The 25015-nt window shown below is 59.8% G+C and carries 24 protein-coding genes; 17 read left to right on the plus strand and 7 right to left on the minus strand.

All coding sequences use genetic code 11. The features are described from left to right. The first annotated feature begins 10 nt into the window (after positions 1-10). From lpdA to lipA, 3 genes are all read left to right on the plus strand, one after another. On the plus strand, positions 11-1456 hold the full coding sequence (gene lpdA, locus ASB65_RS12955) for a dihydrolipoyl dehydrogenase (RefSeq protein WP_060724149.1): 1446 nt from the start codon (positions 11-13) through the stop codon (positions 1454-1456). Between the two features lie 96 nt (positions 1457-1552). After that, positions 1553-1801 carry a GlsB/YeaQ/YmgE family stress response membrane protein gene (locus ASB65_RS12960; protein WP_003502608.1) on the plus strand — a complete coding sequence of 83 codons (249 nt, stop codon included), beginning with the start codon at positions 1553-1555 and terminating at the stop codon, positions 1799-1801. A gap of 104 nt (positions 1802-1905) precedes the next feature. Then, a complete protein-coding gene (lipA, locus tag ASB65_RS12965) occupies positions 1906-2877 on the plus strand; it encodes a lipoyl synthase (RefSeq protein WP_060724150.1) in 972 nt (323 codons plus the stop codon). A 199-nt stretch (positions 2878-3076) separates the two neighbouring features. Here the strand turns inward: lipA and ASB65_RS12970 are convergent, their stop codons facing one another. The 3 genes from ASB65_RS12970 to ASB65_RS28715 all read right to left on the minus strand — a co-directional run bounded on the left by ASB65_RS12970 (position 3077) and on the right by ASB65_RS28715 (position 5139). Continuing rightward, positions 3077-4006, minus strand: a complete 930-nt coding sequence (locus ASB65_RS12970) for a DMT family transporter (protein ID WP_060724151.1) — start codon at positions 4004-4006, stop codon at positions 3077-3079. A 93-nt stretch (positions 4007-4099) separates the two neighbouring features. Next, entirely contained in the window at positions 4100-4834 is a 735-nt protein-coding gene (locus ASB65_RS12975; RefSeq protein ID WP_060724152.1) for a helix-turn-helix transcriptional regulator, read from the minus strand. Positions 4835-4962: 128 nt separating this feature from the next. Then, on the minus strand, positions 4963-5139 hold the full coding sequence (locus ASB65_RS28715) for a hypothetical protein (protein ID WP_003496171.1): 177 nt from the start codon (positions 5137-5139) through the stop codon (positions 4963-4965). A gap of 249 nt (positions 5140-5388) precedes the next feature. Here ASB65_RS28715 and ASB65_RS12980 point away from each other — a divergent pair, with 249 nt between their 5' ends. Both ASB65_RS12980 and ASB65_RS12985 read left to right on the plus strand, forming a co-directional pair. Beyond that, a complete protein-coding gene (locus tag ASB65_RS12980) occupies positions 5389-5958 on the plus strand; it encodes an AAA family ATPase (protein WP_060724153.1) in 570 nt (189 codons plus the stop codon). Positions 5959-5967: 9 nt separating this feature from the next. Further along, positions 5968-6423 carry a type II toxin-antitoxin system RatA family toxin gene (locus ASB65_RS12985; RefSeq protein WP_060724154.1) on the plus strand — a complete coding sequence of 152 codons (456 nt, stop codon included), beginning with the start codon at positions 5968-5970 and terminating at the stop codon, positions 6421-6423. Here ASB65_RS12985 and ASB65_RS12990 read toward each other — a convergent pair. Further along, on the minus strand, positions 6405-6914 hold the full coding sequence (locus tag ASB65_RS12990; protein ID WP_060724155.1) for a CinA family protein: 510 nt from the start codon (positions 6912-6914) through the stop codon (positions 6405-6407). The genes ASB65_RS12985 and ASB65_RS12990 overlap by 19 nt on opposite strands. Then, complete coding sequence (locus ASB65_RS12995) at positions 6911-8098, minus strand: bifunctional 2-C-methyl-D-erythritol 4-phosphate cytidylyltransferase/2-C-methyl-D-erythritol 2,4-cyclodiphosphate synthase (RefSeq protein WP_060724156.1); 1188 nt, start codon at positions 8096-8098, stop codon at positions 6911-6913. The genes ASB65_RS12990 and ASB65_RS12995 overlap by 4 nt, the downstream gene beginning before the upstream one ends. A gap of 275 nt (positions 8099-8373) precedes the next feature. Between ASB65_RS12995 and dusB the strand changes: the two genes are divergently transcribed. The 8 genes from dusB to hflX all read left to right on the plus strand — a co-directional run bounded on the left by dusB (position 8374) and on the right by hflX (position 19129). Further along, positions 8374-9387, plus strand: a complete 1014-nt coding sequence (gene dusB / locus ASB65_RS13000; protein WP_060724157.1) for a tRNA dihydrouridine synthase DusB — start codon at positions 8374-8376, stop codon at positions 9385-9387. Then, entirely contained in the window at positions 9384-10532 is a 1149-nt protein-coding gene (locus tag ASB65_RS13005; protein ID WP_003502622.1) for a two-component system sensor histidine kinase NtrB, read from the plus strand. Before dusB ends, ASB65_RS13005 begins: the two co-directional genes overlap by 4 nt. Continuing rightward, positions 10529-11980 carry a nitrogen regulation protein NR(I) gene (gene ntrC, locus ASB65_RS13010; protein ID WP_003502624.1) on the plus strand — a complete coding sequence of 484 codons (1452 nt, stop codon included), beginning with the start codon at positions 10529-10531 and terminating at the stop codon, positions 11978-11980. The genes ASB65_RS13005 and ntrC overlap by 4 nt, the downstream gene beginning before the upstream one ends. Before the next feature lie 150 nt (positions 11981-12130). Continuing rightward, on the plus strand, positions 12131-14392 hold the full coding sequence (locus ASB65_RS13015; RefSeq protein ID WP_003502626.1) for a sensor histidine kinase NtrY-like: 2262 nt from the start codon (positions 12131-12133) through the stop codon (positions 14390-14392). Then, positions 14382-15746, plus strand: a complete 1365-nt coding sequence (locus tag ASB65_RS13020) for a sigma-54-dependent transcriptional regulator (protein ID WP_003502628.1) — start codon at positions 14382-14384, stop codon at positions 15744-15746. Before ASB65_RS13015 ends, ASB65_RS13020 begins: the two co-directional genes overlap by 11 nt. A gap of 48 nt (positions 15747-15794) precedes the next feature. Beyond that, the gene (gene trkA / locus ASB65_RS13025) at positions 15795-17171 is read left to right on the plus strand and encodes a Trk system potassium transporter TrkA (RefSeq protein WP_060724158.1); all 1377 of its coding nucleotides are present in this window, start codon (positions 15795-15797) and stop codon (positions 17169-17171) included. A gap of 184 nt (positions 17172-17355) precedes the next feature. Then, the gene (gene hfq / locus ASB65_RS13030; protein ID WP_003496145.1) at positions 17356-17598 is read left to right on the plus strand and encodes an RNA chaperone Hfq; all 243 of its coding nucleotides are present in this window, start codon (positions 17356-17358) and stop codon (positions 17596-17598) included. Between the two features lie 91 nt (positions 17599-17689). Continuing rightward, positions 17690-19129, plus strand: coding sequence for a GTPase HflX (hflX, locus tag ASB65_RS13035; protein WP_174014706.1), 1440 nt, complete (start codon positions 17690-17692; stop codon positions 19127-19129). 85 nt (positions 19130-19214) lie between these two features. On the opposite strand, the gene mazG is transcribed toward hflX, so the two are convergent. Further along, the gene (gene mazG / locus ASB65_RS13040) at positions 19215-20060 is read right to left on the minus strand and encodes a nucleoside triphosphate pyrophosphohydrolase (RefSeq protein WP_035212512.1); all 846 of its coding nucleotides are present in this window, start codon (positions 20058-20060) and stop codon (positions 19215-19217) included. Positions 20061-20126: 66 nt separating this feature from the next. Beyond that, entirely contained in the window at positions 20127-20759 is a 633-nt protein-coding gene (locus ASB65_RS13045) for a deaminase (protein WP_376904317.1), read from the minus strand. A gap of 218 nt (positions 20760-20977) precedes the next feature. Between ASB65_RS13045 and cysG the strand changes: the two genes are divergently transcribed. Genes cysG through ASB65_RS13065 form a run of 4 tightly spaced genes read left to right on the plus strand, consistent with a single transcriptional unit; the run spans position 20978 to position 24944 of the window. Continuing rightward, the gene (gene cysG, locus ASB65_RS13050; RefSeq protein WP_060724159.1) at positions 20978-22441 is read left to right on the plus strand and encodes a siroheme synthase CysG; all 1464 of its coding nucleotides are present in this window, start codon (positions 20978-20980) and stop codon (positions 22439-22441) included. Then, positions 22434-22748, plus strand: coding sequence for a DUF2849 domain-containing protein (locus tag ASB65_RS13055; RefSeq protein WP_060724160.1), 315 nt, complete (start codon positions 22434-22436; stop codon positions 22746-22748). Before cysG ends, ASB65_RS13055 begins: the two co-directional genes overlap by 8 nt. An 8-nt stretch (positions 22749-22756) precedes the next feature. Continuing rightward, positions 22757-24427 (plus strand): nitrite/sulfite reductase, encoded by a 1671-nt coding sequence (locus ASB65_RS13060; protein ID WP_060724161.1) that lies wholly within the window; start codon positions 22757-22759, stop codon positions 24425-24427. Positions 24428-24437: 10 nt separating this feature from the next. Then, entirely contained in the window at positions 24438-24944 is a 507-nt protein-coding gene (locus ASB65_RS13065) for a DUF934 domain-containing protein (RefSeq protein ID WP_060724162.1), read from the plus strand. Positions 24945-25015 lie beyond the last annotated feature (71 nt).

Here is a 25015-nt window from a genome sequence, read left to right on the forward strand (position 1 = left end):
AGGATTTCCAATGGCTCAATCTTATGACGTCATCATCATCGGTTCGGGACCGGGCGGTTACATTGCCGCGATCCGCGCAGCCCAGCTCGGCATGAAGGTTGCCGTCGTGGAGCGCGAGCATCTGGCCGGCATCTGCTCCAACTGGGGCTGCATTCCCACCAAGGCGCTGCTGCGCACCGCCGATGTCATGCACACCGCCACCCACGCCAAGGATTACGGTCTGACGCTGGAAGGCTCGATCAAGCCTGACGTCAAGGCGATTGTGGCACGCTCGCGCGGCATTGCTGCGCGCATGAACAATGGCGTCGGTTTCCTGTTCAAGAAGAACAAGGTCGATATCATCTGGGGTGAAGCCAAGATCACCAAGCGGGGCGAAATCGTTGTCGGAAAGTCCACCAAGCCGGTGGTTCAGCCGCAGGGTCCCGTGCCGAAAAACACGCTGGGCGAGGGCACCTATACCGCCAAGCACATCATCGTCGCGACAGGTGCGCGCCCGCGTGCGCTGCCCGGCATCGAGCCCGATGGCAAGCTGATCTGGACCTATTTCGAGGCGATGAAGCCGGAAGAACTGCCGAAGTCGCTGCTCGTCATGGGCTCGGGCGCGATCGGCATCGAATTCGCCAGCTTCTACCGCACCATGGGCGTCGACGTCACCGTCGTCGAAATCATGAGCCAGGTCATGCCGGTTGAAGACGCGGAAATCTCCACCTTCGCCAAGAAGCAGCTCGAAAAGCAGGGCATGAAAATCCATCTGGAGACCAAGGTTTCCAAGGTCGAGAAGGGCGCGAACTCCATCACCGCGACGCTTGAGAAGAAGGATGGTTCTTCCGAAAAGATCACGGCCGACCGCATGATTTCCGCCGTCGGCGTCGTCGCCAATATCGAAGGTATCGGGCTTGAGGCTGCCGGCGTGAAGACCGATCGCGGCTTCATCGTCATCGACGGTTACGGCAAGACCAATGTACCTGGTATCTACGCCATCGGCGATGTTGCCGGCCCGCCGCTGCTCGCCCACAAGGCGGAGCATGAGGCCGTCATCTGCGTCGAAAAGATTGCAGGTCTGCCGAATGTCCATCCGATGGACAAGCTCAAGATTCCTGGCTGCACCTATTGCAACCCGCAGGTCGCTTCTGTCGGCCTCACCGAAGCCAAGGCGAAGGAACAGGGCCGCGATATCCGCGTCGGCCGCTTCTCCTTTGCTGCGAACGGCAAGGCCGTGGCACTCGGCGAAGATCAGGGCATGGTCAAGACCATCTTCGATAAAAAGACCGGTGAACTGCTCGGCGCGCATATGGTCGGTGCGGAAGTGACCGAGCTCATTCAGGGCTTCGTTGTCGCCATGAATCTCGAGACGACGGAAGAAGACCTGATGCACACGATCTTCCCGCATCCGACGATTTCGGAGTCGATGAAGGAAAGCGTGCTCGACGCCTATGGGCGTGTTCTGAACGCATAAGTGCTCCGTGATACCCGGCATTGTCTAACCCTGCCGGGTGTCCCATATGTCTCGATGCAGGTCGCTCAAGGGGCCGGTTCTTTCAGGGAGCGTGGAATGGAAAGTGTAGGCTGGATTGCAGCAATCATCATCGGCGGTCTCGCCGGCTGGCTTGCGGGCAAGCTCATGGACATGCGTTTCGGCGTTTTCATGAACATCGTCCTCGGCATCGTCGGTTCGGTGGTGGCTGTTGCGGTGCTGAGAACCTTCGATGTTTTCGTGCAGGACAGCAGGCTCGGCTATTTCGTTACGTCTTTCCTCGGCGCCAGCCTGCTGCTGTTCCTGGCGAAGCTGGTGCGGCGCTGACAAGGCTTCGTGACCGGAAGGGGCTTACGCTTTTTCTGGAATTGTTCTAAAGCATCGGGCCAACAGATGTTTAGATCGCTAAAGGCGATGGAAGCAGGTTTTTAATGGTCACTATTCTCGACAGGACTTCGTCCGAAGAAAAGCGTATTCGCCACCCGGAAAAGGCGCATAAGCCCGATACCGAGGTCATGCGCAAGCCGGAATGGATCCGCGTCAAGGCGCCGACCTCCAAGGGCTATCACGAGACGCGCGAACTGGTGCGTTCGCACAAGCTGGTCACGGTGTGCGAGGAAGCTGGCTGTCCGAATATCGGCGAGTGCTGGGACAAGAAGCACGCGACCTTCATGATCATGGGTGAAATCTGCACCCGCGCCTGCGCCTTCTGCAACGTCGCGACCGGCAAACCCAATCCGCTTGACATGGACGAGCCCGAGAACGTCGCCAAGGCCGTCAAGCAGATGGGCCTTTCCCACGTCGTCATCACCTCGGTCGACCGCGATGACCTCGCCGATGGCGGCGCCGAACATTTCGAGAAGGTGATCTGGGCGATCCGCGCCGCGTCTCCGACGACGACCATCGAAATCCTCACGCCTGACTTCCTGAAGAAGCCGGGCGCGCTGGAACGTGTTGTTGCCGCCAAGCCCGATGTCTTCAACCACAATATGGAAACCGTTCCTGGCAACTATCTGACGGTTCGCCCCGGCGCGCGCTATTTCCACTCCGTGCGCCTCCTGCAGCGGGTGAAGGAACTCGATCCCACCATGTTCACCAAGTCGGGCATCATGGTTGGCCTTGGCGAAGAGCGCAACGAAGTGCTGCAGCTGATGGACGACCTGCGCAGCGCCGACGTGGACTTCCTGACCATCGGCCAATATCTGCAGCCGACCCGCAAGCACCACAAGGTCGAGGCCTTCGTGACGCCGGAGGAATTCAAGTCCTACGAGACGGTGGCCTATACCAAGGGCTTCCTGATGGTGTCGTCGAGCCCGCTGACCCGCTCCTCGCACCATGCCGGCGACGATTTCGAGCGCCTGCGTGCTGCCCGCGAGAAGAAGCTGCTGGCTACTGCTGAGTAATCAGGGGCGGAAAGGCTGGGCAAAACGACGTGTCATCGCACGTTTTGCACGCTCTCATGCTCGGGCTTGTCCCGAGCATCTGCAACCTCTGTACTTTACGATACGTGATTGGATCCTCGGGACGGGCCCGAGGATGACGTTGAGCTGGAGGCGATCCTTACGAAATGGCTCAATCGCCTGTCTTCGGCCCTTAAGCTAATTACGCCACAACCTTCTTCGGGCGATGCGCCCGCATGCACAGCACCACGCTCAGCACTACTGAGCAGATCGCGACGACCTCAACCAGCGTCGGGCCACGTCCCTCCCAGAGAAAACCGTAAAGCAGCGCAAACAGCGTTTCGAACAGGATCATCTGTCCGACCATGGTGAGCGGCAGAAGCCGGCTCATGCGGTTCCATAGCGCATTGCCGATGATCGAGGCGGTGACGCCGAGGCCTGCGGCAACGGCGGCGAAATGCAGCCAGTCGCCTGAAGTGTGGCTTGCGCCGCCAAAGCCGAAAGCCGGAATTGCCAGCGCCAGAGCCAGCGCGCCGGTCACAACACCCGTCATCATGTTCCAGTCATCGGCACTGACATCGTGAAGGCGGGAAAGCCAGCGCGCGTTACCGACGGCGAAGGCCGTCCAGGAGGCAAGTGCGCCGAGTGCGCAGGCAAGGCCGATGACGCGTGAAACATCGAGCCCACCATCGCCTTGCACCAGCGATTGCCAGGAAATGCCGACAATGCCGATTGCGCCGAAGACAAGCGACGGCCATAGCCGCCGGAGCGATACCGCGCCGTGGTCGCGACTGCCGATGATGGTGACGGCGACGGGCAGGAAACCGATGATGATGGAGGTGAAAGCGACACCGCTGAGTTTAACGGCTGTCGATATGAAGACATAATAGGCGATATTGCCGATCATGCTCAGCCAGCCGAGCGCAAACCATTCCTGTATGCCAAAACGGGCGGAAACCCGCCTGATGCGCGGTCCGATGATGATGAGGGAAATCAGCCCGTAGGTGAGGTAACGCGCCGTCGACAGTTGTAGGGCGGAAAAGTCCGGCACGAGTTTGGGGGCGAGAAAGATGCCTCCCCACATCGCTCCCGCCAGCATGCCATAAAAAACACCGAGACCTGTCCTGTTCATGTCCTGTCACATCCGCATTCGCATTTGCCTGCGATGTGCCACAGCCCTTTCCGGCTGTCTTGACAAAAACTCCTGATGACCGTGTCGACGGTTCTAATGAATGCCGCGGTTTCGGCGATAGGCAGCGGGCGTTTCACCCACCGCATTGCGCATGGCGCGCGTCAGTGCCGTCTGGTCGGAAAAGCCGGCCCGTAGGGCAATCTCGGCAATTGGCAGGGCGGAATCGTCGAGCAATGCAAAGACCTTGTCCATGCGCAGCCCGGCCAGCCAGCGGTGAGGCGGGAGGCCGAATTCCTCGAGAAACAGAGCATGCAAACGGCTGTCGCTGATCGTCACGCAGGAGGCAAGCATCCCGATGGTCCAGGGGAAGAACGGTTCCGCCCTGACGACCGCGGCGAGCCTGTGCAGGCGTTGGCGGATATCGGTTCTGTCATCGGCCAGACTGTCGATCAGCAGCGGCGCCCACAGACCGGCAATATCGTCGCGCCGCCCATCCGCTCCGATGATGCCGCGCATATAGGCGATCAATTGCCGGGTATCCTGCACTATGTCGAGAAACGGCGAACGGGCGAATTTTTCGAGGGTTTGCTCGGGAAGGGCGCTTTCATTAATATCGACCACCAGTGAGTGATTGCTCGCTGTCGCTTCCTGGGTATGCGGCGTGTCGCGATGGATGAAGACGCCACGCCCGGTCGACAATTCATCCTGCCGTCCGGCTACATCGATTAGCAGACGCCCGGAGACCGGAAGAACGATTTGAACGAAGCCATGCCGTTCCTTCGGTCTTTCCTCCCTGTAGGTTCTGATATCGGCGGATGCGGCTGTCATGACGCTGTCGTTTCCATTGTGCAAAGAAATGGCCGCCTCGAAAAAGCGGCCGGTTTCATTGTTTGATTATGACATCGTCTTGAAGATTGGGCCAGTCGGCTTTATCGGTCGGCTCTGCGCGCCGGCAATTAACAGTCTTCCTTGGCGGTCGATTCGCCGCGTTTGCGCTTGCGCAGAACCGGCTTGTTCTCTCTCGCCTCGCATTTCGCGACATCGATAAGATAGGCAAGCACCGGCATGCCGTTCATCGATGCGAGTTGTTTTGCGGATTCGAGAAGGTTGATGATGTTGGAAAAATCGTCCATCGGCTCACTCAGTGGCTCAAAGCGGTTATGTATCGGGTCTGAACCCAAGGATGAATACGCTGGGTGAAATCGGGAGCTTCCAGCGCCGTTGCATCCAATGGGTGTAATATTAGTCGCAAATAAATAGCAATCCCTGCGACGGAGTTACAATAGTCAATTTTCCGTAACTGCCATGCGCGGTAACGATATCGCTCAAGGGTTATGACCGGGTGGCAGAAATATATCCAGCGGTTAGATGAGGTCTATCAAATGCCGAACTATCTTCACAGGGTGGAAGATGCTGCCGCGATTATCGCCGGCGCGCAGCGCATCTTGGTCGTTGGCTGTTCCGGCGGCGGCAAGTCGACGCTTTCGCAGAAGCTCGCGGGCAATTTCGGGCTTCGTTATATCTCCATGGATCGGGAGATTTTCTGGCTGCCCGGCTGGCAGGCGCGCGCCCGCGATGAGCAGCGGCAGAGGATAGCCGCCATCATCACAGAAGAACGCTGGCTGATGGATGGCAGCAATCCATCGTCTTTCGATATACGCCTGCCGCGGTCCCACATCGTTCTCTGGGTGCGCATGCCGCGCTGGCTCTGCCTGTGGGGCGCCGTCAGCCGGGCGATCAAGGGTTACGGCAAGGCGCGTCCGGAAATGGCGGAGGGATGTCCCGAAAGAATAGACATCGATTTCCTGCGCTATATCTGGAATTTCGAACGCCGCCATGCCCCGATTTTCGAGCAGAATTTCGCGCTTTATGGTCCTGATGTGCCGGTATTCCAGCTGAAAAGCCGAAAACAGTTTCGCCGCCTTCTTGATCTTCTCGTTATCGAGGATTAACTGCCGCTCATGCCACAGTTCGAAACGCATCGCCTTGTCAAACACTCGCCCGACCGCATGTACGACCTCGTCGCCGATGTGGAGAAATATCCGCAGTTTCTTCCCCTTTGCGAGGCGCTCACCGTCCGCTCGCGCAAGGAACGCGACGGCAAGATACTGCTGGTGGCTGACATGACGGTTGGTTACAAGGCCATTCGTGAGACCTTCACCACCCAGGTGCTGCTGAACCCTGCGGAGCGCGCCATTGATGTGAAATATATCGACGGACCGTTCAAATATCTCGAAAATCGCTGGCGTTTCGAGGCCTCGGACGAGGACGGCTCAGCCATTCATTTCTTCATCGACTATGAATTCAAGAACCGACTGCTCGGCGCGGTCATGGGATCGATGTTCGACCGGGCGTTCCGCATGTTCGCGGAAGCTTTCGAGACCCGCGCCGACAAGATTTATGCCGACCCGGCCTGATTAAGTGCAGTCAGCATCTCGAGCGCTGTCTTAACCGTCGCAAGACGGATTTCGGTGCGACCGATATCGCCGTAATGCATCTCCTTATGCAGGCTGTGGCCGTTGCGCGCCTTGGCCGCCAGATGCACCAGTCCCACCGGTTTTTCCGAAGAGCCGCCGCCCGGGCCTGCAATGCCGGTTACGGCCACGGCAAAATCCGCCCGTGAACGGAACAGCGCGCCATGCGCCATCTGCAGCGCCGTCTGCCGGGATACCGCGCCGAAATTCGCCAGTGTCCCGACGCCAACCCCCAGCATGTCCATCTTGGCTTCATTGGTATAGGTGACGAAACCACGATCGACGACGGCGGAGGAGCCGGCAATCTCCGTCAGCGCGCCGGCGATCAGGCCGCCCGTGCAGCTCTCGGCTGTCGAGACCATGAGACCGCGGGCGGTGAAATCGGCGATGATCCGCCGCGCCAGTTCTTCTATGTCAGCGGTAAAAAGGCTCATAGCGGTCTGCCCCGGTAGACAACGGTGGCGGTGGCGATCGCCGCAATGCCCTCCCGGCGGCCGACGAAGCCAATCGTCTCGTTGGTCGTCGCCTTCACCGAGCAGCGCTCCAGCGCGATGCCGAGCATGTCCGAAAGCGCTTCCCGCATGGCCTGGCGGTGCGGACCGATGCGTGGCGCTTCCGCAATCAGCGAAACGTCGGCATTCATGATCGTGCCGCCATTGTCTCGCACCACCTTGGCCGCGTGTTCGAGGAAGATACGGGAGGCCGCACCCTTCCATTGCGGATCAGAGGGCGGGAAATGGTCGCCGATATCGCCGGCGCCGCAGGTGGCGAGCAGCGCATCGGTCAGCGCATGCAGCGCCACATCGGCATCTGAATGACCTTTCAGTCTCTGATCATGCTCGATGAAGATGCCGCAGAGCGTGACGCCATCCCCGGCCTCCAGCTGATGCACGTCGTAACCATTGCCGGTGCGCACGTCGGGCAATCCGTGAGAAAGCTTTTCATCGGCCATGGCGATATCCCGCTTGAGAGTGAGTTTTACGTTGTCGACCGAACCTTCGGTCAGCGTCACCGTCAGCCCGGCCCATTCGGCGATGGATGCGTCATCGGTGAAATCCGTTTTGCCGGAAGCAGCAGCAGCGCGATGCGCGCGAAGAATATCACCGTAATTGAAGCTCTGCGGTGTCTGGGCCGCATAAAGTCCCTGTCGGGAAACCGTCTCCACGACGAGATCGCCAGAGCCGCGCTTCAGCGTATCGGTGACGGGCAGGGCGGGCAGAACGCCCACAGCACCCGCCCGGTGCAAGGCGACGATGCGTTCCAGCATGTCCACGGCGACGAAAGGCCGCACGGCGTCATGGATCATCACATGCGTCAGCTCTTCTGAGGCGAGCGCCTCCAGCCCGGCCAGCACCGATTGCTGACGTGTCGCACCGCCCGTCACGGTGACGATCCGCTCACCGGCATCCAGTCGCTGCAGGACTGGTGACAGCAGTGCTGCATCGTCGGCATGGCTGACGACCACGATGGGGGAGGCACCATTCCAGCCGAGGAAAGTCGCCAATGTATGCTCGATCACGGCCCTGCCGCCGATCGGGCGATATTGCTTCGGCCCTTCCTGTGGCGAGCCTGCCCTTTCACCGCGTCCCGCGGCGACGATGACGATGCCGAGTTTCATAGTACTTTCCTGCATTGGTCATATGCTTTGCGCGCAACCCTTAGCGGTTGACAGTCCTGCTCTAGCGTTTCAAAACCCGGATGGCCAGCCCGATAAGACGCGCATTCGCCCCTGCATGACGCAGGATCGATCGTCATTGGCCTTTGAACCTGCACAAATTGCTGCCGACAGCAAAACAGGCAGGCAGTCGCCCAGCAAATAAAAGGTGCAACCCTCTAAAAGTGCTTGGCAACCGCGCAAACACTGTCTAAAAATAATGCAAATAACCCTTCTGCATGAAAGATCATCAATTGCATCTTCCGGAGTTGTCAGAACCGTTCAGCATCGGCTCAGTTACGATCCGTAATCGTGCCGTGCTGGCGCCCATGTCGGGCGTGACGGATCTGCCGTTTCGGCAGCTTGCCTGGCGTTATGGTGCGGGTCTCGTTGTAACGGAGATGGTCGCAAGCCGCGAGCTCGTCGCTAACAGGGGGGAATCCTGGGCGCGGCTGAAAAATGCAGGCATGGTTCCGCATATGGTGCAGCTTGCCGGGCGTGAGGCGTATTTCATGGCCGAGGCGGCGAAGATCGCGGCCGATAACGGCGCCGGCATCATCGATATCAATATGGGATGCCCGGCCAAGAAGGTAACGGGCGGTTATTCCGGCTCGGCGCTGATGCGCGATCCCGATCATGCGCTCTCGCTGATCGAGGCGACGGTCAATGCGGTCGACGTGCCTGTGACGCTGAAGATGCGGCTCGGCTGGGACGAAAACACCATCAATGCGCCTGATATCGCCCGCCGCGCCGAGGCGGCAGGTGTTCAGCTCATCACCATTCACGGGCGCACCCGCATGCAGTTTTACGAGGGACGAGCGGACTGGAACGCCATCCGCGCCGTGCGCGAGGTGATTTCCGTGCCTCTCATCGCCAATGGCGATGTGGAAACGGCCGATGATGTGCGCGAAATCCTGCGCCGATCGGGTGCGGATGCCGTCATGGTCGGGCGCGGCGCACAGGGGCAACCCTGGCTGCCGGCAGTGCTCGCCGGACATGCAGCGCCGCACCGCGACGATATTCCCGCCATTGCCATCGAGCATTACGAGATGATGCTGGAATTTTACGGAAGGGAAGCCGGTCTCCGGCATGCCCGCAAACATCTGGGCTGGTATCTCGACCGTTTCGCGCCAGAGATCGCCACGCCCGACAAGGCTCAAATCATGACATCGCGTGACACGGTGGAGGTGGCCGATCTGCTGCGCTCCGCCTTTTGCAAAAATGCGGGCGAAGCCGCAAGGAAGGCCGCATGAGCGCTGACAAACACAGCCCGGCAGATGCAAACCCGCTCGCCATGGCGGTTCTGAACGCGGTGCAGAACCCCGTCATTCTGGTGGATGCCGAAGGTTTCATTGCATTCGCCAATTGGGAAGCCGAGGCCTTTTTCGGGGCAAGCGCCTCCCATCTCGCCCGTTACCGCGTTTCCACCTTTATTCCCTTCGGCAGCCCGCTTCTGGCGTTGATCGATCAGGTGCGGGAGCGCCGCGCGCCGGTCAATGAATATCGCGTCGATCTGAGTTCGCCACGGCTTGGACAGGACAAGCTCGTCGATCTCTATGTGGCGCCCGTTGTCAGCGAGCCGGGTTCGGTTGTTGTCGTCTTTCAGGAGCGGTCGATGGCCGACAAGATCGACCGGCAATTGACCCATCGCGCGGCTGCCCGTTCCGTAACCGGCCTTGCCTCGATGCTCGCGCATGAGATTAAGAACCCGCTGTCAGGCATTCGCGGCGCTGCCCAGCTTCTGGAGACATCGGTTGCCGATGAGGACCGGGCGCTGACGCGGCTGATCTGCGATGAGACCGACCGCATCGTTTCGCTGGTCGACCGCATGGAGGTGTTTTCCGACGAGCGGCCGGTAGATCGCGTACCGGTCAACATCCATTCCGTGCTCGATCATGTGAAGGCAATCGCCAAGGCCGGTTTTGCCCGCAATATCAAGATTTCCGAGAACTATGACCCGTCGCTGCCGCCGGTCTATGCCAATCGCGACCAGCTGGTTCAGGTCTTCCTCAATCTGGTGAAGAATGCGGCGGAAGCCGTGGGCAACCAGTCGGATGGCGAGATATTGCTGACCACCGCCTACCGTCCCGGCATGCGGCTTTCCGTCGCCGGCAGCCGCGAGCGCATCTCGCTGCCGCTCGAATTCTGCGTGCATGACAATGGCCCGGGCGTTCCGGCCGATCTGCTGCCGCATCTCTTCGACCCCTTCATCACCACCAAGACGAATGGTTCGGGCCTGGGCCTGGCGCTTGTCGCCAAACTCATCGGCGCCCATGGCGGCATTGTCGAATGCGACAGCCAGAACCATCGCACGACTTTCCGCGTATTGATGCCCGTCTCGCCGGAAGTGGCGCTTGACGACATCACCTTGCCGAACACGACAGGAAATGACCTATGACAGCTACGATCCTCGTCGCCGATGATGATGCCGCAATCCGCACCGTTCTGAACCAGGCGCTGAGCCGCGCCGGTTACGACGTGCGCATCACCTCCAATGCCGCAACGCTCTGGCGCTGGGTTTCGGCAGGCGAGGGCGATCTGGTCGTTACCGATGTCGTGATGCCGGATGAAAACGCCTTCGATCTTCTGCCTCGCATCAAGAAGGCCCGCCCGGACCTGCCGGTTCTTGTCATGAGCGCGCAGAACACCTTCATGACCGCCATCAAGGCCTCGGAAAAAGGCGCTTACGACTATCTGCCGAAGCCCTTCGACCTGACGGAACTGATCGCGATCATCGGCCGCGCCCTGTCTGAGCCGAAGCGCAAGCCGGCCAAGCTTGATGACGACATGCAGGACGGCATGCCGCTCGTTGGCCGTTCCGCGGCGATGCAGGAAATCTACCGCGTTCTCGCCCGCCTGATGCAGACCGACCTGACGCTGATGATCACCGGCGAATCCGGCACCGGCAAGGAGCTGGTGGCGCGGGCGCTGCATGATTACGGCAAGCGCCGCAATGGTCCCTTCGTCGCCATCAACATGGCGGCAATCCCGCGCGACCTGATCGAATCCGAACTTTTCGGCCATGAGAAGGGCGCCTTCACTGGTGCGCAGAACCGCTCGACCGGCCGTTTCGAACAGGCCGAAGGTGGTACGCTGTTCCTCGATGAAATCGGCGATATGCCGATGGATGCCCAGACACGCCTGCTGCGCGTGTTGCAGCAGGGCGAATATACGACGGTCGGCGGGCGCACGCCGATCCGGACCGATGTTCGCATCGTTGCCGCCACCAACAAGGATCTGAAGCAGTCGATCAATCAGGGCCTCTTCCGCGAGGACCTCTATTATCGCCTCAACGTCGTGCCGCTTCGGCTGCCGCCGCTGCGTGACCGCGCCGAGGATATTCCCGATCTCGTGCGCCATTTCATCCAGCAGGGTGAAAAGGAAGGTCTGGAAGGCAAGCGTTTCGAGACCGAGGCGCTGGAAGTCATGAAGGCCTATGCCTGGCCGGGCAACGTGCGCGAGCTGGAAAACCTGATCCGCCGGCTGATGGCGCTTTATCCGCAGGAAGTCATCACCCGCGAAATCATCGAGCAGGAACTGCAGTCGGATGTCCCGGACAGCCCGCTCGACAAGATGGCGGTCCGCACCGGCTCACTCACCATTTCGCAGGCGGTCGAGGAAAACATGCGGGATTATTTCTCAAGCTTTGGTGATGGCTTGCCGCCGCCGGGTCTTTACGACCGCGTGCTGCGTGAACTGGAATATCCGCTGATTCTCGCCGCCTTGACGGCGACACGCGGCAACCAGATCAAGGCTGCTGATCTTCTTGGCCTCAACCGTAATACGCTGCGCAAGAAAATCCGCGAGCTTGGAGTTTCCGTGTATCGCAGCTCCCGCCCCAGCTGAGAATGTTGACAAGGCCGCATCTGTCGTTGCATTTTCGCCACATTGTGTTGCTTGGAAAACACTAGGAGGGAGAGAGATTCGTCGAACTGCGGTGAATCTTGCCTGACTTTAGGAATGTGGTGCTGGCTGGCCAGCGATTGGGAGTAGTTGATGCGGAAACCCGCCGCCGAAAACGCCGTTGCTGACGAAGCAGCGGGCATGGTGGTTGCCGATCGCAGGATGTCTTTCGCTCTGCCGGGGCTGGTGCTCGCCGGCGTCGCCCTCGTCTGCGCCATCATTACCCTCTTCGTGCTGCTCGGCGTGACCCCGATTGCGCCGACATCCAACGTCGTCATCGCTTCCGTCGTCATCAATTCTATCTTCGTGATCGGCCTGATCTTTCTGATCGGCCGCGAAATCAACCGCCTGCTGAAAGCCCGGAAAAAGGGCAGGGCGGCGGCGCGTCTGCACGTGCGCATCGTCGTGCTTTTCTCCATCGTGGCGATCACGCCCGCCGTGCTTGTCGCCATCTTCGCCAGCCTGACGCTGAATGTCGGTCTCGACCGCTGGTTTTCGCTGCGCACGCAGTCGATCGTCGATTCGTCGAGCAACATCGCCCAAGCCTATATGATGGAAAATGCCGGTTATCTTCAGGGTCAGACCCTGTCGATGGCCACCGACCTCGACCGCAACCGCGCGCTTTTTTATCTAGACCGCACCGGCTTCGTTGATCTCATGACCCGTCAGGCCAAGGGACGCGGCCTGCTTGGCGCATTTCTCGTGCAGGAGGATGGCGACGCCGTCGCGCAGGCCGATATCAAGACGGAAAAACCGCTTCCCGCCATTCCGCATGACGCGCTTGAAAAGGCCGCCGCCGGTCAGCCGACGTTGATCCCGCCTGGCATCACCAACCTCGTTGGCGCGATTATCAAGCTCGAAGGCATTAGCGGAACCTTCCTTTACACGGTACGCGCCGTCGATCCCAAGGTCATGGGCGCAATGCGGCTGATGGAAGAGAACCGCGCCGAATACAAGGCGATGGAGGCAGGCCGTGCGCCGCTGCAGATCGCCTTTGCGATCCTCTATCTCGGTTTTGCGCTGATCGTGCTTCTGGCGGCGATCTGGACGGCGATCGCGGTCGCCGACCGTATCGTGCGCCCGATCCGCCTTCTCATCAGCGCCGCAGACAGTGTCGCCACCGGCAACATGCATGTGCTGGTGCCCGTGCGCGCCGTTGATGGCGACGTCGGGCGTCTGTCGCGCACCTTCAACAAGATGGTCTCGGAACTGCGCAGCCAGCAGGAACAGATCATCGAGGCGAAAGACGATATCGACGATCGCCGCCGCTTCATCGAGGCGGTGCTGTCGGGCGTTACAGCCGCCGTCATCGGCGTTGACGAGAACCGCAAGATCACCATCGTCAATCCTTCGGCAGAAGAATTCGTGGCGCTTTCGTCCGACCAGTTGATCGGTGCGCAACTGTCGGAGATTGCGCCTGAAATCGAAGAGGTCGTGACCGAGGCCAACACCTGGTCGCGCGGCAACTTCCGCAAGCAGATCAATATCATGCGGCGCGGTAAGGAGCGTACCCTCAATGTGCAGGTGACCCGCGAGGACGCCCGCGACAGCCGCGACAGCTACGTCATCACGCTCGACGACATCACCGATCTTGTCATCGCCCAGCGCTCGACCGCATGGTCCGACGTCGCGCGGCGCATCGCCCACGAGATCAAGAACCCGCTGACGCCGATCCAGCTTTCTGCCGAGCGCATCAAGCGCCGTTTCGGCAAGCAGATCGATGAGAGCGACCGCGCCATTTTCGACCAGTGTACGGACACCATCGTCCGGCAGGTCGGTGATATCGGCCGGATGGTGGATGAATTCTCCGCTTTTGCGCGTATGCCCAAACCAACGAAGGAAAAATCGGACCTGCGTTCGATTTTGAAGGACGCGGCGTTCCTGCGCGAAATCAGCGCCGCCGACACGAAATTCTCAACGGAACTGGGCGACATCCCGCTGGAGGGCATGTTCGATGCCCGCATGCTGGGACAGGCGTTCGGCAATCTCATCAAGAATGCGACGGAAGCCATCGAGGCGGTGGAAGGCGAAAAGCGTCCGGGTAAAATCCTGGTGCGCGCCTCCTTCGACGAAGCCAATTCCCGTTTCGTGGCTGACATCATCGACAATGGCCGCGGCCTTCCCGTCGAGAACCGTCACCGCATTCTCGAACCCTATATGACGATGCGGGACAAGGGCACAGGCCTCGGCCTCGCCATCGTCAAGAAAATCATCGAAGAACATGGCGGGTATCTGGAGCTCCATGATGCCCCGGCCGAATTCGACCATGGCCATGGCGCCATGATCCGAGTGCTGCTGCCCTATATCGAGGCGGTCGGCAGCGAAAATAACAAGGAAGCAGCATATGGCGTCTGATATTCTGGTCGTGGATGACGAGGCGGACATTCGCGAAATCGTAGCGGGCATTCTTTCCGACGAGGGACACGAGACCCGCATGGCGTTCGACAGCGACAGCGCGCTGGCCGCCATTTCGGAACGGGTGCCGCGCCTGATCTTTCTCGATATCTGGATGCAGGGTTCGAAGCTCGACGGTCTGGCGCTGCTGGACGAAATCAAGAGCCGCCATCCCGAAATTCCTGTCGTCATGATTTCCGGTCACGGCAATATCGAAACCGCCGTCAACGCCATCAAGCGTGGCGCTTTCGACTTTATCGAAAAGCCGTTCAAAGCCGACCGGCTGATCCTGATCGCCGAGCGGGCGCTGGAAAACTCCAAGCTGAAGCGCGAGGTTCAGGAACTCAAGAAGCGCACCGGTGACGCGGTTGAACTCGTCGGCGCGTCGCTTGCGGTTTCGCAGCTTCGCCAGACCATTGACAGGGTGGCCCCCACCAACAGCCGCATCATGATCCTCGGCCCCTCCGGCTCCGGCAAGGAGCTGGTGGCGCGCATGGTGCACAAGAAATCCTCGCGCGCTACAGGACCTTTCGTGGCGCTCAATGCCGCGACGATCACGCCCGACCGCATGGAAATTGCGCTTTTCGGCACGGAAGGCCTGCCCGGGCAGCCACGCAAGGTGGGTGCGCTCGAAGAGGCCCATCGCGGCGTGCTTTATCTCGACGAAGTCGGCGAAATGCCGCGCGAAACGCAGAACAAGATCCTGCGCGTGCTGGTCGACCAGCAATTCGAGCGTGTCGGCGGCGGCAAGCGGGTGAAGGTGGATGTGCGCATCATCTCCTCGACCGCCCACCATCTCGAAAGCCTGATCGCCGAAGGCCAGTTCCGCGAGGACCTCTATCATCGCCTCGCCGTGGTGCCGGTGAAGGTGCCGGCGCTTTCCGAGCGCCGCGAAGATATTCCTTTCCTCGTCGACATGTTCATGCGGCAGATTTCCGAACAGGCCGGCATCCGTCCGCGCAAGATCGGCGATGACGCCATGGCCGTTCTCCAGACCCATGACTGGCCGGGCAACATCCGCCAGCTCCGCAACAATATCGAGCGGCTGATGATTCTGGCGCGGCCCGAAGGCGGCGAAGCGCCGATCTCGGCCGACATGCTGCCGGCGGATATTGGCGACATGCTGCCGAAGATTTCGGCGCAGGGCGACCAGCACATCATGACCCTGCCGCTGCGCGAAGCGCGTGAAATGTTCGAGCGGGACTACCTGATGGCCCAGATCAACCGCTTCGGCGGCAATATTTCGCGCACGGCGGAATTTGTCGGCATGGAACGGTCGGCGCTGCATCGCAAACTGAAATCTCTCGGCGTATAAGGAATCTAGGCGCTTTGCCGTAACCGATTATTCCGTCAGAGAGACAGCATGAAAGTCATCATTTGCGGTGCAGGGCAGGTGGGTTACGGCATCGCCGAACAATTGTCGCGGGAGGATAATGAGGTATCGGTCATCGATACCGCTGCGCCGCTTATTACCGCCATAACCGAGACGCTGGACGTGCGCGGTTATGTCGGCCATGGCGCCCATCCCGACATGCTGGCCAAGGCCGGCGCCGACCAGGCCGACATGATCATCGCCGTTACGCTGCATGACGAGATCAATATCGTCGCCTGTGAGGTGGCGCATGCGCTCTTCAGCGTGCCGACCAAGATCGCCCGCATCCGCGACCAGAGCTATCTGAAGCCGGAATATGCCGATCTCTTCAGCCGCGAGAACATGTCCATCGATGTGACGATTTCTCCGGAAGTCGAAGTCGGCAAGATGGTGCTGCGGCGTATCGCTTTTCCGGGCGCAACCGACGTTGTGCGGTTCGCGGAAGATACGATCTACATGCTGGCCATCGAGTGCATGGAAGATTGCCCTGTCATCAACACACCGCTGCAGCAACTCTCCAGCCTCTTTCCCGACCTTATCGCCACAGTGGTTGGCGTTTACCGGGATGGTATTCTGAAGGTGGCGCATTCTTCGGAACAGTTGCGGGTGGGCGACCTTGCCTATGTCATCTGCCAGCGCCAGCACGCCCGCCGTACCTTAAGCCTCTTCGGTCACGAGGAGCAGGAAGCGCAGCGCATCGTGATTGCGGGCGCCGGTAATATCGGCCATTTCGTCGCGCACAAGATCGAGGAGATGCAGCCGAAGACGCGGGTGAAGATCATCGAGTCGGACCGCGACAGGGCGGTTGCCGCATCTGAGCAGTTGAGCCACACCATCGTCATGCATGGTTCGGCGCTCGATCAGAAAATCCTGATGCAGGCCGATATTCAGGATACCGATCTGATCGTCACGCTCACCAACAATGACCAGACCAATATTCTGGCCGCCGTGATTGCCAAGCAGCTCGGCTGCAAATCGAATCTGGCGCTCTTGAACAGCACGTCATTCCACGATGTCGCCCGTTCTCTGGGGCTCGATGCCTATATCAACCCCAGGGCCGTGACGATCTCCCGCGTGCTTCAGCACGTGCGCAAGGGTCGCATCCGCTCTGTCTACGCCGTCCAGCGCGGTTCGGCGGAGGTAATCGAGGCGGAGGCGCTGGAGACATCGCCGCTGGTCGGCCAATCCTTCCGCGACATCGATATGCCCGAAGGCGTGCGCATCGGCGCGATCTATCGCGACGGTGTGGTGATCCGTCCTGACGGCAGCACGAAAATCAAGGCGAAGGACCGTGTCGTGCTCTTTGCATCCGCCGATGCGGTGCGCGACGTGGAACAACTTTTCCGTGTTTCGATACAATATTTTTGACTGTCCCGAATCGAAAATGCGGGTCAATACTCGTACCCGTCAGGCTGTTTTGACCGTTGCGGAACGGAACATGATTTGATACCAGAGTTTGAGGTCAGCCAAGCGGGGGACAAGACTTGGCCGGCTTATTATTGATTGATTATTTTCCGGTATCCCTGCCGGCAAAAAAGAAAGAAGCGGCGCTATGGCGGAACGTTCTCAAAACCTTCAGGATCTCTTCCTCAATACCGTTCGTAAGCAGAAGATTTCGCTCACGATTTTCCTGATCAACGGCGTCAAGCTGACGGGCGTTGTCACCTCCTTCGACAATTTCTGCGTGCTTTTGCGCCGTGACGGTCATTCGCAGCTGGTCTACAAGCATGCGATCTCCACCATCATGCCCGGCCAGCCGATGCAGATGTTCGAAAGCGAAGAAGGCGCGGCCTGATCGGCTCCCTCGACGGATATTCGATATAGACTGACCCGGACCGGGAACATTTCCCGTTCCGTCAGGTTAATTCCCATGGCCGCCCGCGCGGATGCGGTCGGCCGCAATCTTCTTTCTGGATAAGGCTGAGCCCATTTCGACGCGCGACACTTCGAACGAATCGATCATTCCGGAGCAGGAAAAGCGCCGCGACGACATGCGCGCGGTTGTCCTCGTGCCCGTCCTCAAGCAGCAGCGCGAAAATCGCGATGCGGCGGCAGGCCCCGTCGCTCCCGGCCGCTCCGTTGAAGCCAAGCTTGAGGAAGCCAAGGGTCTGGCGCTCGCCATCGATCTGGAGGTGACGCAGGGTCTCATAGTTTCGGTGAACCAGCCGCGCCCGGCGACATTGTTCGGAACCGGCAAGATCGAGGAAATCGGCCATCTGCTCGATGAGACGGATTCCGGCCTGGTGATCGTCGATCATCCGCTGACCCCGGTGCAGCAGCGAAATCTCGAAAAGCAGTGGAATGCCAAGGTCATCGACCGCACGGGTCTCATCCTTGAAATCTTCGGCCGCCGCGCCTCCACCAAGGAAGGCACGTTGCAGGTTGATCTCGCGCATCTGAACTACCAGAAGGGCCGCCTCGTCAGAAGCTGGACCCACCTTGAACGCCAGCGCGGTGGTGCGGGTTTCATGGGCGGTCCGGGTGAAACTCAGATCGAGGCCGACAGACGATTGCTGCAGGATCGCATCGTAAAGCTCGAAAAGGAGCTGGAGCAGGTGGTGCGCACCCGCCAGCTTCACCGCGCCAAGCGCCGCAAGGTGCCGCATCCGATCGTGGCGCTGGTCGGTTACACCAATGCCGGTAAATCCACGCTGTTCAACCGTATCACCGGCGCGGGCGTTCTGGCGGAGGACATGCTGTTCGCAACCCTCGATCCGACATTGCGCCGGATGAAGCTGCCGCATGGCCGCACTGTCATCCTTTCCGATACGGTCGGTTTTATTTCCGACCTGCCGACGCATCTCGTCGCCGCCTTCCGTGCAACGCTGGAAGAAGTGCTGGAAGCCGATCTCGTTCTGCATGTGCGCGACATGTCCGATCCGGATAATGCCGCACAGTCTGCGGATGTGCTGCGTATTCTCGGCGATCTCGGCATTGACGAGAAGGAGGCCGAAAAGCGCATCATCGAGGTCTGGAACAAGGTCGACCGTCTCGAGCCGGAAGCGCATGACGCCATCATGCAGCGCGCCGAAGGCCGCTCGGATATTCGCGCCGTTTCGGCAATCACGGGTGAGGGCGTTGATGCCCTGATGGACGAGATTTCAAAGCGCCTCTCCGGTGTGCTGACGGAAACGACCGTCGTGCTTTCCGTTGAGCAGCTGTCGCTGATTTCCTGGGTCTACAGCAATTCCATCGTGGATGCCCGTGAAGACCATGAGGACGGATCGGTGGCGCTCGATGTGCGCCTGTCGGAAACGCAGGCCGCCGAGCTGGAGCGCAAGCTTGGTAAAGTGACCATCCGCAAACGTGAGGACTGGGAGCGCTGAGGGCTTCGAGAACGATGGCCGAGCTTCCCTCACGTCACCAGTCTCGGGAGCGCCGGGCGCTCCTATTTCGGGCATATCCGGTTGATTAGGACGAAACGGTATCGAGCGAGCGCTCGATGCGTTTTGCGGCCTGCCACAGGTCTTCCATCCGCTCAAGGCTCGCTTCTTCCAGCGTCTCGCCATTTTCGGTGAGCGACGTTTCGATGTGATTGAAACGCCTACGGAATTTCGTATTGGTGCCGCGCAGCGCATCTTCCGGATCCGCTTTGACATGCCGGCCGATATTGACGAGGGCAAAGATCAGATCGCCGAGTTCGTCCGAGACTTTCTCCGGTTTCCCCTCCGCAAGCGCCTCACGCAATTCGGCGATTTCCTCCTCGATCTTGTCGAGAATGGGAGCGGGATCTGACCAGTCGAAACCGGCGCGCGCGGCCTGTTCCTGCAGCTTCAGGGCCTCGGTGAGCGCCGGCTGGCTGCGCTGCACGCCGCCCAGAAACCCGGCCTTGAAATCCTCGGTGATACCCCGGCGGGCGCGGCGCTCTGCACGTTCGCGTTTTTCCTCGGCCTTGATCCGGTCCCATTGCAGCTTGACGCTGTCAGGTGTATCGGCCTCGGAAACGGCAAAGACATGCGGATGGCGGCGGATCATCTTCGAGGTGACAGCCTCAACCACGTCGCCAAAGGCGAATTCGCCCCGTTCCTCGGCAATGCGGGCGTGGAAAACCACCTGCAAGAGAAGGTCGCCCAGTTCCTCGCAAAGATCGTCCATGTCCTTGCGCTCGATGGCGTCGGCGACTTCATAAGCCTCTTCAATGGTATAGGGCTTGATCGTCTCGAAGGTTTGCACAACATCCCACGGGCAACCGGTTTCCGGCTGGCGCAGGGCTTCCATGATCTCGATCAGGCGGGAAATATCCTTCGAGGCTTCCATATGTCTCAAACCTTCGTTCTTCGCTTTTTTGCGCATTATCCTGACGGAAAACCGCCTGGAAGGGCTCTAATTCAACGGAATGTCGTTGCCGCTCTTTGACGACTGATAGCTGGTGGAAAGATCGTCATAGGCGGCCTTGATACGGGCCGTCTGCGCCTTCAGCGTGGTTTTCAGCGGATCGTCTTCGCCCTCCACCAGATCGGTGATGAAGAAAGAGTTCCAGAAGGCGTTGTTGCGGCGATATCCACCCGGCTCCAGCCCGAAAACCTCTTTCAGGATTTTCAGATCGTGCGGGATTGCGAAAGCGTCGCGCGAATCCTCGTGGCTGAAGAAGGAATAGAAATTGTCGAAGCCGGCCCAGGTGATTGCGGACATGCACATGGTGCAGGGTTCGTGGGTGGAAAGAAAAATCAGGTCCTTGGTGTTCGGCTTTTCGCCCAGCTCGTAAAACCGCTTCAGCGTGTGCACTTCGCCATGCCAGAGCGGGTTTTCCAGTTCGTTATTGGTCTCCGCTATCACCAGCGACAGATCGGATTTGCGTAGGATAGCCGCACCGAAGACCTTGTTGCCGAGGCTGACGCCGCGCGCCGTCAAGGGCAGAATATCGTGTTCGATGACATCAAGAAGGCGGGTGGCGAGGGTGTGGCTGGTCAAGGGTCTGATCCTTCGTGCCGCCTCAAGGAAAAGCGGTCTTCGCATGGAGAAATCGACTGGTAATCGTTGCTCCTTGTTCGGCGCGGGTACCCGCTTTGTCAAGGGATTCTGAGTGGATTCTCAGGCCTCGCGCAGGCGCGAAAAAGGGCTACCGGTTTGTTTTCCTCCAAAACCGGGGTCTTCGAGAAATAAAAATCCAGGTGTCGGAAAGGCTTGAATTTCTGTTTCTTCAATCTTGCACCGCAATGCGAGATATATGTCCAATGCACAACGAACATGATTTTTCCGCTGCTGGCGACCGCCTTTCTACCTTCCCCGCCTTCTTCCGGGTTGAGGGACGGCAGGTCGCTGTGTTCGGTAATGGTGATGAAGCGTTCGCGAAGGTGAGGCTTCTCGCCAATACCAATGCGCATATCATTGCCTATGCCAACAAGCCGGAAGCGGATTTTGTGCGCTATCTCCGCGAGAACGGCATTGATCATCGGGCTTTGGGTTTCTCCAGCCAGTTGATCGAAGGCGCGACGCTGGTTTTTGCCGCCACCGGGGACGAGGCGCTGGACCGCGAGATAGTTACGGCTGCGCGCGCTAAGAAAATCCCCGCCAATGCGGTGGACCAGCCGGAATTTTGCGATTTCTTCACCCCGGCGCTCGTCGCCCGCGCGCCCGTCGCCATCGCCATTGGCACCGAAGGGGCAGGGCCGGTTCTCGCCCAGATGATCCGCGTGCGTATCGACCAGATGCTGTCACCGTCGCTCGGCAAACTTGCGCGCCTTGCCGTGCAATATCGTGATGCCGCCGAGCAGAATGTTCCCAAGGGCGCGTTGCGGCGCAATTTCTGGCGGCGGTTTTTCTCCGGCGCTGTCGCGGATGCCGTCGCTCTCGGCGATACGCTTTCCGCCCGCGATGCCGCCAACCGTCTGTTGCAATCGCCCGAACGCAGTGAAGGCCGCGTCTGGCTTGTCGGCGCTGGCCCCGGTGCGGAAGACCTGTTGACGCTGCGCGCGCAGCGCGTGTTGATGGAGGCCGACGTCATCGTTTATGATGCGCTGGTACCGCAGGCGATCGTCGATATGGGTCGCCGCGATGCCGAAAGACTGTCTGTCGGCAAGCGCAAGGGCTGCCATACGAAGTCGCAGGATGAGATCAACCGCCTGCTGGTGCGTCTCGGCAAGGATGGCAAGCGCGTCGTTCGCCTCAAATCCGGTGATCCGCTGGTTTATGGCCGGGCGGGCGAGGAGATGGCGGCGTTGCGTGACGCTGGCATCGGTTACGAGATCGTGCCCGGCATCACTTCGGCCTTTGCCGCCGCTGCGGATTTCGAATTGCCGCTGACGCTGCGCGGTGTCGCCTCGTCGCTGATTTTCACCACCGGCCACGATCTGACCGGCGATGTCCTGCCCGATTGGGCGCGTCTTGCCGTCTCTGGTGCGACGATTGCCGTCTATATGGGCCGCAGCGTTGCCGCTTCGGTCGCGACAAGGCTGATCGAGGCAGGTCTCGGCGTGGAAACGACCGTCGCCGTCATCGAAAATGCCAGCCGCGCGGATCGCCGCCTGCTGCATGGCACATTGAACGATCTGCCCGACCTCGAACATCGCGATGAACTGACCGGTCCGGTCATGGTCATCATCGGCGATGCGGTGGCGGGCGCCAATTTCGACAGGTCCGAGGCGCTTGCGCTTGGCTCAAAGCCAGCGAACCTCAAACGGGAGTATGCAAATGGCTGACAAGGTTTTGACCGCCAACCGCCTGGGTGATGGTATCGCCGTCTGGCTCGACGCTAGTGGCGAATGGACGGAGAACCTGCAGGACGCGATCGTCGCCCGCCATGCGGAGGCCGTCGCCTCGTTCGAGGAAATCGGCAAGCGGGATTTTTCCGCCAACAAGGTCGTCGACGTGAATATCGTCGATGTCATTGAGGAGAACGGCAAGCTTTGGCCGACGCGGCTTCGCGAGCGCATTCGCGCCGCCGGCCCGACCATGCACTATGCCAACGGCTTCAAGCCGGCCGATGCAGCATTTATCGCAGTCTGAGGAAGAATATGTACCGTTACGACGAATTCGATCACGCATTTGTTGAAGGCCGCGTGGCACAGTTTCGCGATCAGGTAGAGCGCCGGCTGTCCGGCGAGCTGGCCGAGGACGCGTTCAAGCCGCTGCGCCTGATGAACGGCGTCTATCTCCAGCTCCATGCCTACATGCTGCGCGTCGCCATTCCCTACGGTACGCTGAATTCCAAGCAGATGCGGATGCTGGCCCATATCGCCCGCAAATATGACCGGGGTTATGGCCACTTCACCACCCGCCAGAACATCCAGTACAACTGGCCGCGCCTTTCCGACACGCCGGATATCCTGTCCGAACTGGCGAGCGTGGAAATGCATGCGCTGCAGACTTCAGGCAACTGCATTCGCAACGTTACTGCCGATCATTTCGCAGGGGCAGCCGCCGACGAAGTCGCCGATCCGCGCCCCTATGCGGAAATCCTGCGTCAGTGGTCTTCCGTACATCCGGAATTCTCGTTCCTGCCGCGCAAGTTCAAGATCGCGGTCACGGGTGCCGAGCGCGACCGCGCCGCCATTCAGGTTCACGATATCGGCCTGCACCTGAAAAAGAACGACAAGGGCGAGATCGGTTTTGCCGTTTATGTCGGTGGCGGTCAGGGCCGCACGCCGATGATCGCCAAGAAGATCCGCGATTTCCTGCCGGAAGAGGATCTCTTGTCCTACACCACGGCTGTGATGCGCGTTTATAACCTGCACGGCCGCCGCGACAACAAATACAAGGCGCGCATCAAGAGCCTCGTGCACGAGACGGGTGCTGAGGAGCTGGCTCGCCAGGTCGAGGTCGAGTTCGCGGAACTGAAAAACAGCGAATTGAAGCTGCCGGATGCTGATATCACGGCCATCACCGCCTATTTCGCGCCGCCGGCACTGAAGGATCGTCCCGAAGGCTGGGAAAGTCTGGCGCGCTGGAAGCGGGCGGACGAAGGCTTTGCCCGTTTCGTCGAGCAGAACGTCGCGCCGCACAAGCATCCCGATTACGGCATGGTGACGATCTCGCTGAAGCCGATCGGCGGTATTCCCGGCGATGCGACCGACGAGCAGATGGAACTCGTCGCCGACATTGCTGCGGAATATGCCTTCGATGAAATCCGCATCAGCCACGAGCAGAACATCATCCTGCCGCATGTGGCGCTGGCTGATCTTGAGCCCGTCTATCGCGCGCTGGTGGGTGCGGGGCTCGCCACCGCCAATGCTGGGCTGATCACGGATATCATTGCCTGTCCCGGGCTGGACTATTGCGCGCTCGCCAATGCGCGCTCCATTCCGCTGGCGCAGGAAATCTCCACCCGTTTCGGCGCGCATGAGCGTCAGTTGGAAATCGGTGAGCTGAAGATCAAGATTTCCGGCTGCATCAATGCCTGCGGCCACCACCATGTCGGCCATATCGGCCTGCTGGGCGTGGAAAAGAAGGGTGCGGAACTCTACCAGATCACGCTTGGTGGATCGGGTGATGAAAATACCTCGATCGGCGAGATCATCGGCCGTGGTTTCGAGCCGGAAAAAGTGACCGACGCGGTGGAAACCATCGTCGATACCTATCTGGGCTTGCGCCTTTCGAAGGAAGAGAATTTCCTCGAAGCCTATCGCCGCGTCGGACCGCAGCCTTTCAAGGATGCGCTCTACGGTTCCGCCGCTGAAGCCGCCTGAGGAGATCGACATGACGAAAATCTGGAACCGCGACGGCTTCGTGGAAAACGATCCCTGGGTGATTGAAACGGAAGAAGTGAAAGCGACTGACGAGCAGAAGCCGGTGCTGCCGCTTGCCGATTTCCTTGTCCGTGCCGCCGAAAGCAACGATATCGGCCTTGGCGTTCTGATCGCGCCGGCCGACGATGTTACCCGGCTCGAGCCCTATCTCGACCGTATCGAACTCGTCGCCATCAGCTTTCCCGCTTTCAACGATGGCCGTGGTTTCAGCCATGCCTCGCTGCTGCGCAGCCGTCTTGATTTTGCGGGCGAGGTGAGGGCGGTTGGCGATGTGCTGATCGACCAGGTGCCGCTGATGCTGCGCACCGGCTTTAACAGTTTTGCGGTGACGAACGACACGGCGATCCGTCGTCTGTCCGAAAATCGCCTGCCGGAGATCCCGGTCTATTACCAGCCGACGGCTCGGCCGGCGAGTGGTGGTGAGGCCTATAGCTGGCGCCGCCGTGCGGCCCAATGACGCGTTGCGTGGAAATATGAGTTTCGGATACATATTTTCTGCGCATGGCAGTATTGATATTCTCATGCCTT

Source organism: Agrobacterium tumefaciens str. B6 (assembly GCF_001541315.1).
GTDB lineage: Bacteria > Pseudomonadota > Alphaproteobacteria > Rhizobiales > Rhizobiaceae > Agrobacterium > Agrobacterium radiobacter.

Excerpts from the sequence above, each read along its gene's own strand:
- lpdA (WP_060724149.1), top strand. The coding sequence starts at position 11 with ATGGCTCAATCTTATGACGTCATCATCATCGGTTCGGGACCGGGCGGT.
- ASB65_RS12960 (WP_003502608.1), top strand. The coding sequence starts at position 1,553 with ATGGAAAGTGTAGGCTGGATTGCAGCAATCATCATCGGCGGTCTCGCC.
- lipA (WP_060724150.1), top strand. The coding sequence starts at position 1,906 with ATGGTCACTATTCTCGACAGGACTTCGTCCGAAGAAAAGCGTATTCGC.
- ASB65_RS12970 (WP_060724151.1), bottom strand. The coding sequence starts at position 4,006 with ATGAACAGGACAGGTCTCGGTGTTTTTTATGGCATGCTGGCGGGAGCG.
- ASB65_RS12975 (WP_060724152.1), bottom strand. The coding sequence starts at position 4,834 with ATGACAGCCGCATCCGCCGATATCAGAACCTACAGGGAGGAAAGACCG.
- ASB65_RS28715 (WP_003496171.1), bottom strand. The coding sequence starts at position 5,139 with ATGGACGATTTTTCCAACATCATCAACCTTCTCGAATCCGCAAAACAA.
- ASB65_RS12980 (WP_060724153.1), top strand. The coding sequence starts at position 5,389 with ATGCCGAACTATCTTCACAGGGTGGAAGATGCTGCCGCGATTATCGCC.
- ASB65_RS12985 (WP_060724154.1), top strand. The coding sequence starts at position 5,968 with ATGCCACAGTTCGAAACGCATCGCCTTGTCAAACACTCGCCCGACCGC.
- ASB65_RS12990 (WP_060724155.1), bottom strand. The coding sequence starts at position 6,914 with ATGAGCCTTTTTACCGCTGACATAGAAGAACTGGCGCGGCGGATCATC.
- ASB65_RS12995 (WP_060724156.1), bottom strand. The coding sequence starts at position 8,098 with ATGAAACTCGGCATCGTCATCGTCGCCGCGGGACGCGGTGAAAGGGCA.
- dusB (WP_060724157.1), top strand. The coding sequence starts at position 8,374 with ATGAAAGATCATCAATTGCATCTTCCGGAGTTGTCAGAACCGTTCAGC.
- ASB65_RS13005 (WP_003502622.1), top strand. The coding sequence starts at position 9,384 with ATGAGCGCTGACAAACACAGCCCGGCAGATGCAAACCCGCTCGCCATG.
- ntrC (WP_003502624.1), top strand. The coding sequence starts at position 10,529 with ATGACAGCTACGATCCTCGTCGCCGATGATGATGCCGCAATCCGCACC.
- ASB65_RS13015 (WP_003502626.1), top strand. The coding sequence starts at position 12,131 with ATGCGGAAACCCGCCGCCGAAAACGCCGTTGCTGACGAAGCAGCGGGC.
- ASB65_RS13020 (WP_003502628.1), top strand. The coding sequence starts at position 14,382 with ATGGCGTCTGATATTCTGGTCGTGGATGACGAGGCGGACATTCGCGAA.
- trkA (WP_060724158.1), top strand. The coding sequence starts at position 15,795 with ATGAAAGTCATCATTTGCGGTGCAGGGCAGGTGGGTTACGGCATCGCC.
- hfq (WP_003496145.1), top strand. The coding sequence starts at position 17,356 with ATGGCGGAACGTTCTCAAAACCTTCAGGATCTCTTCCTCAATACCGTT.
- hflX (WP_174014706.1), top strand. The coding sequence starts at position 17,690 with ATGCGGTCGGCCGCAATCTTCTTTCTGGATAAGGCTGAGCCCATTTCG.
- mazG (WP_035212512.1), bottom strand. The coding sequence starts at position 20,060 with ATGGAAGCCTCGAAGGATATTTCCCGCCTGATCGAGATCATGGAAGCC.
- ASB65_RS13045 (WP_376904317.1), bottom strand. The coding sequence starts at position 20,759 with ATGCGAAGACCGCTTTTCCTTGAGGCGGCACGAAGGATCAGACCCTTG.
- cysG (WP_060724159.1), top strand. The coding sequence starts at position 20,978 with ATGCACAACGAACATGATTTTTCCGCTGCTGGCGACCGCCTTTCTACC.
- ASB65_RS13055 (WP_060724160.1), top strand. The coding sequence starts at position 22,434 with ATGGCTGACAAGGTTTTGACCGCCAACCGCCTGGGTGATGGTATCGCC.
- ASB65_RS13060 (WP_060724161.1), top strand. The coding sequence starts at position 22,757 with ATGTACCGTTACGACGAATTCGATCACGCATTTGTTGAAGGCCGCGTG.
- ASB65_RS13065 (WP_060724162.1), top strand. The coding sequence starts at position 24,438 with ATGACGAAAATCTGGAACCGCGACGGCTTCGTGGAAAACGATCCCTGG.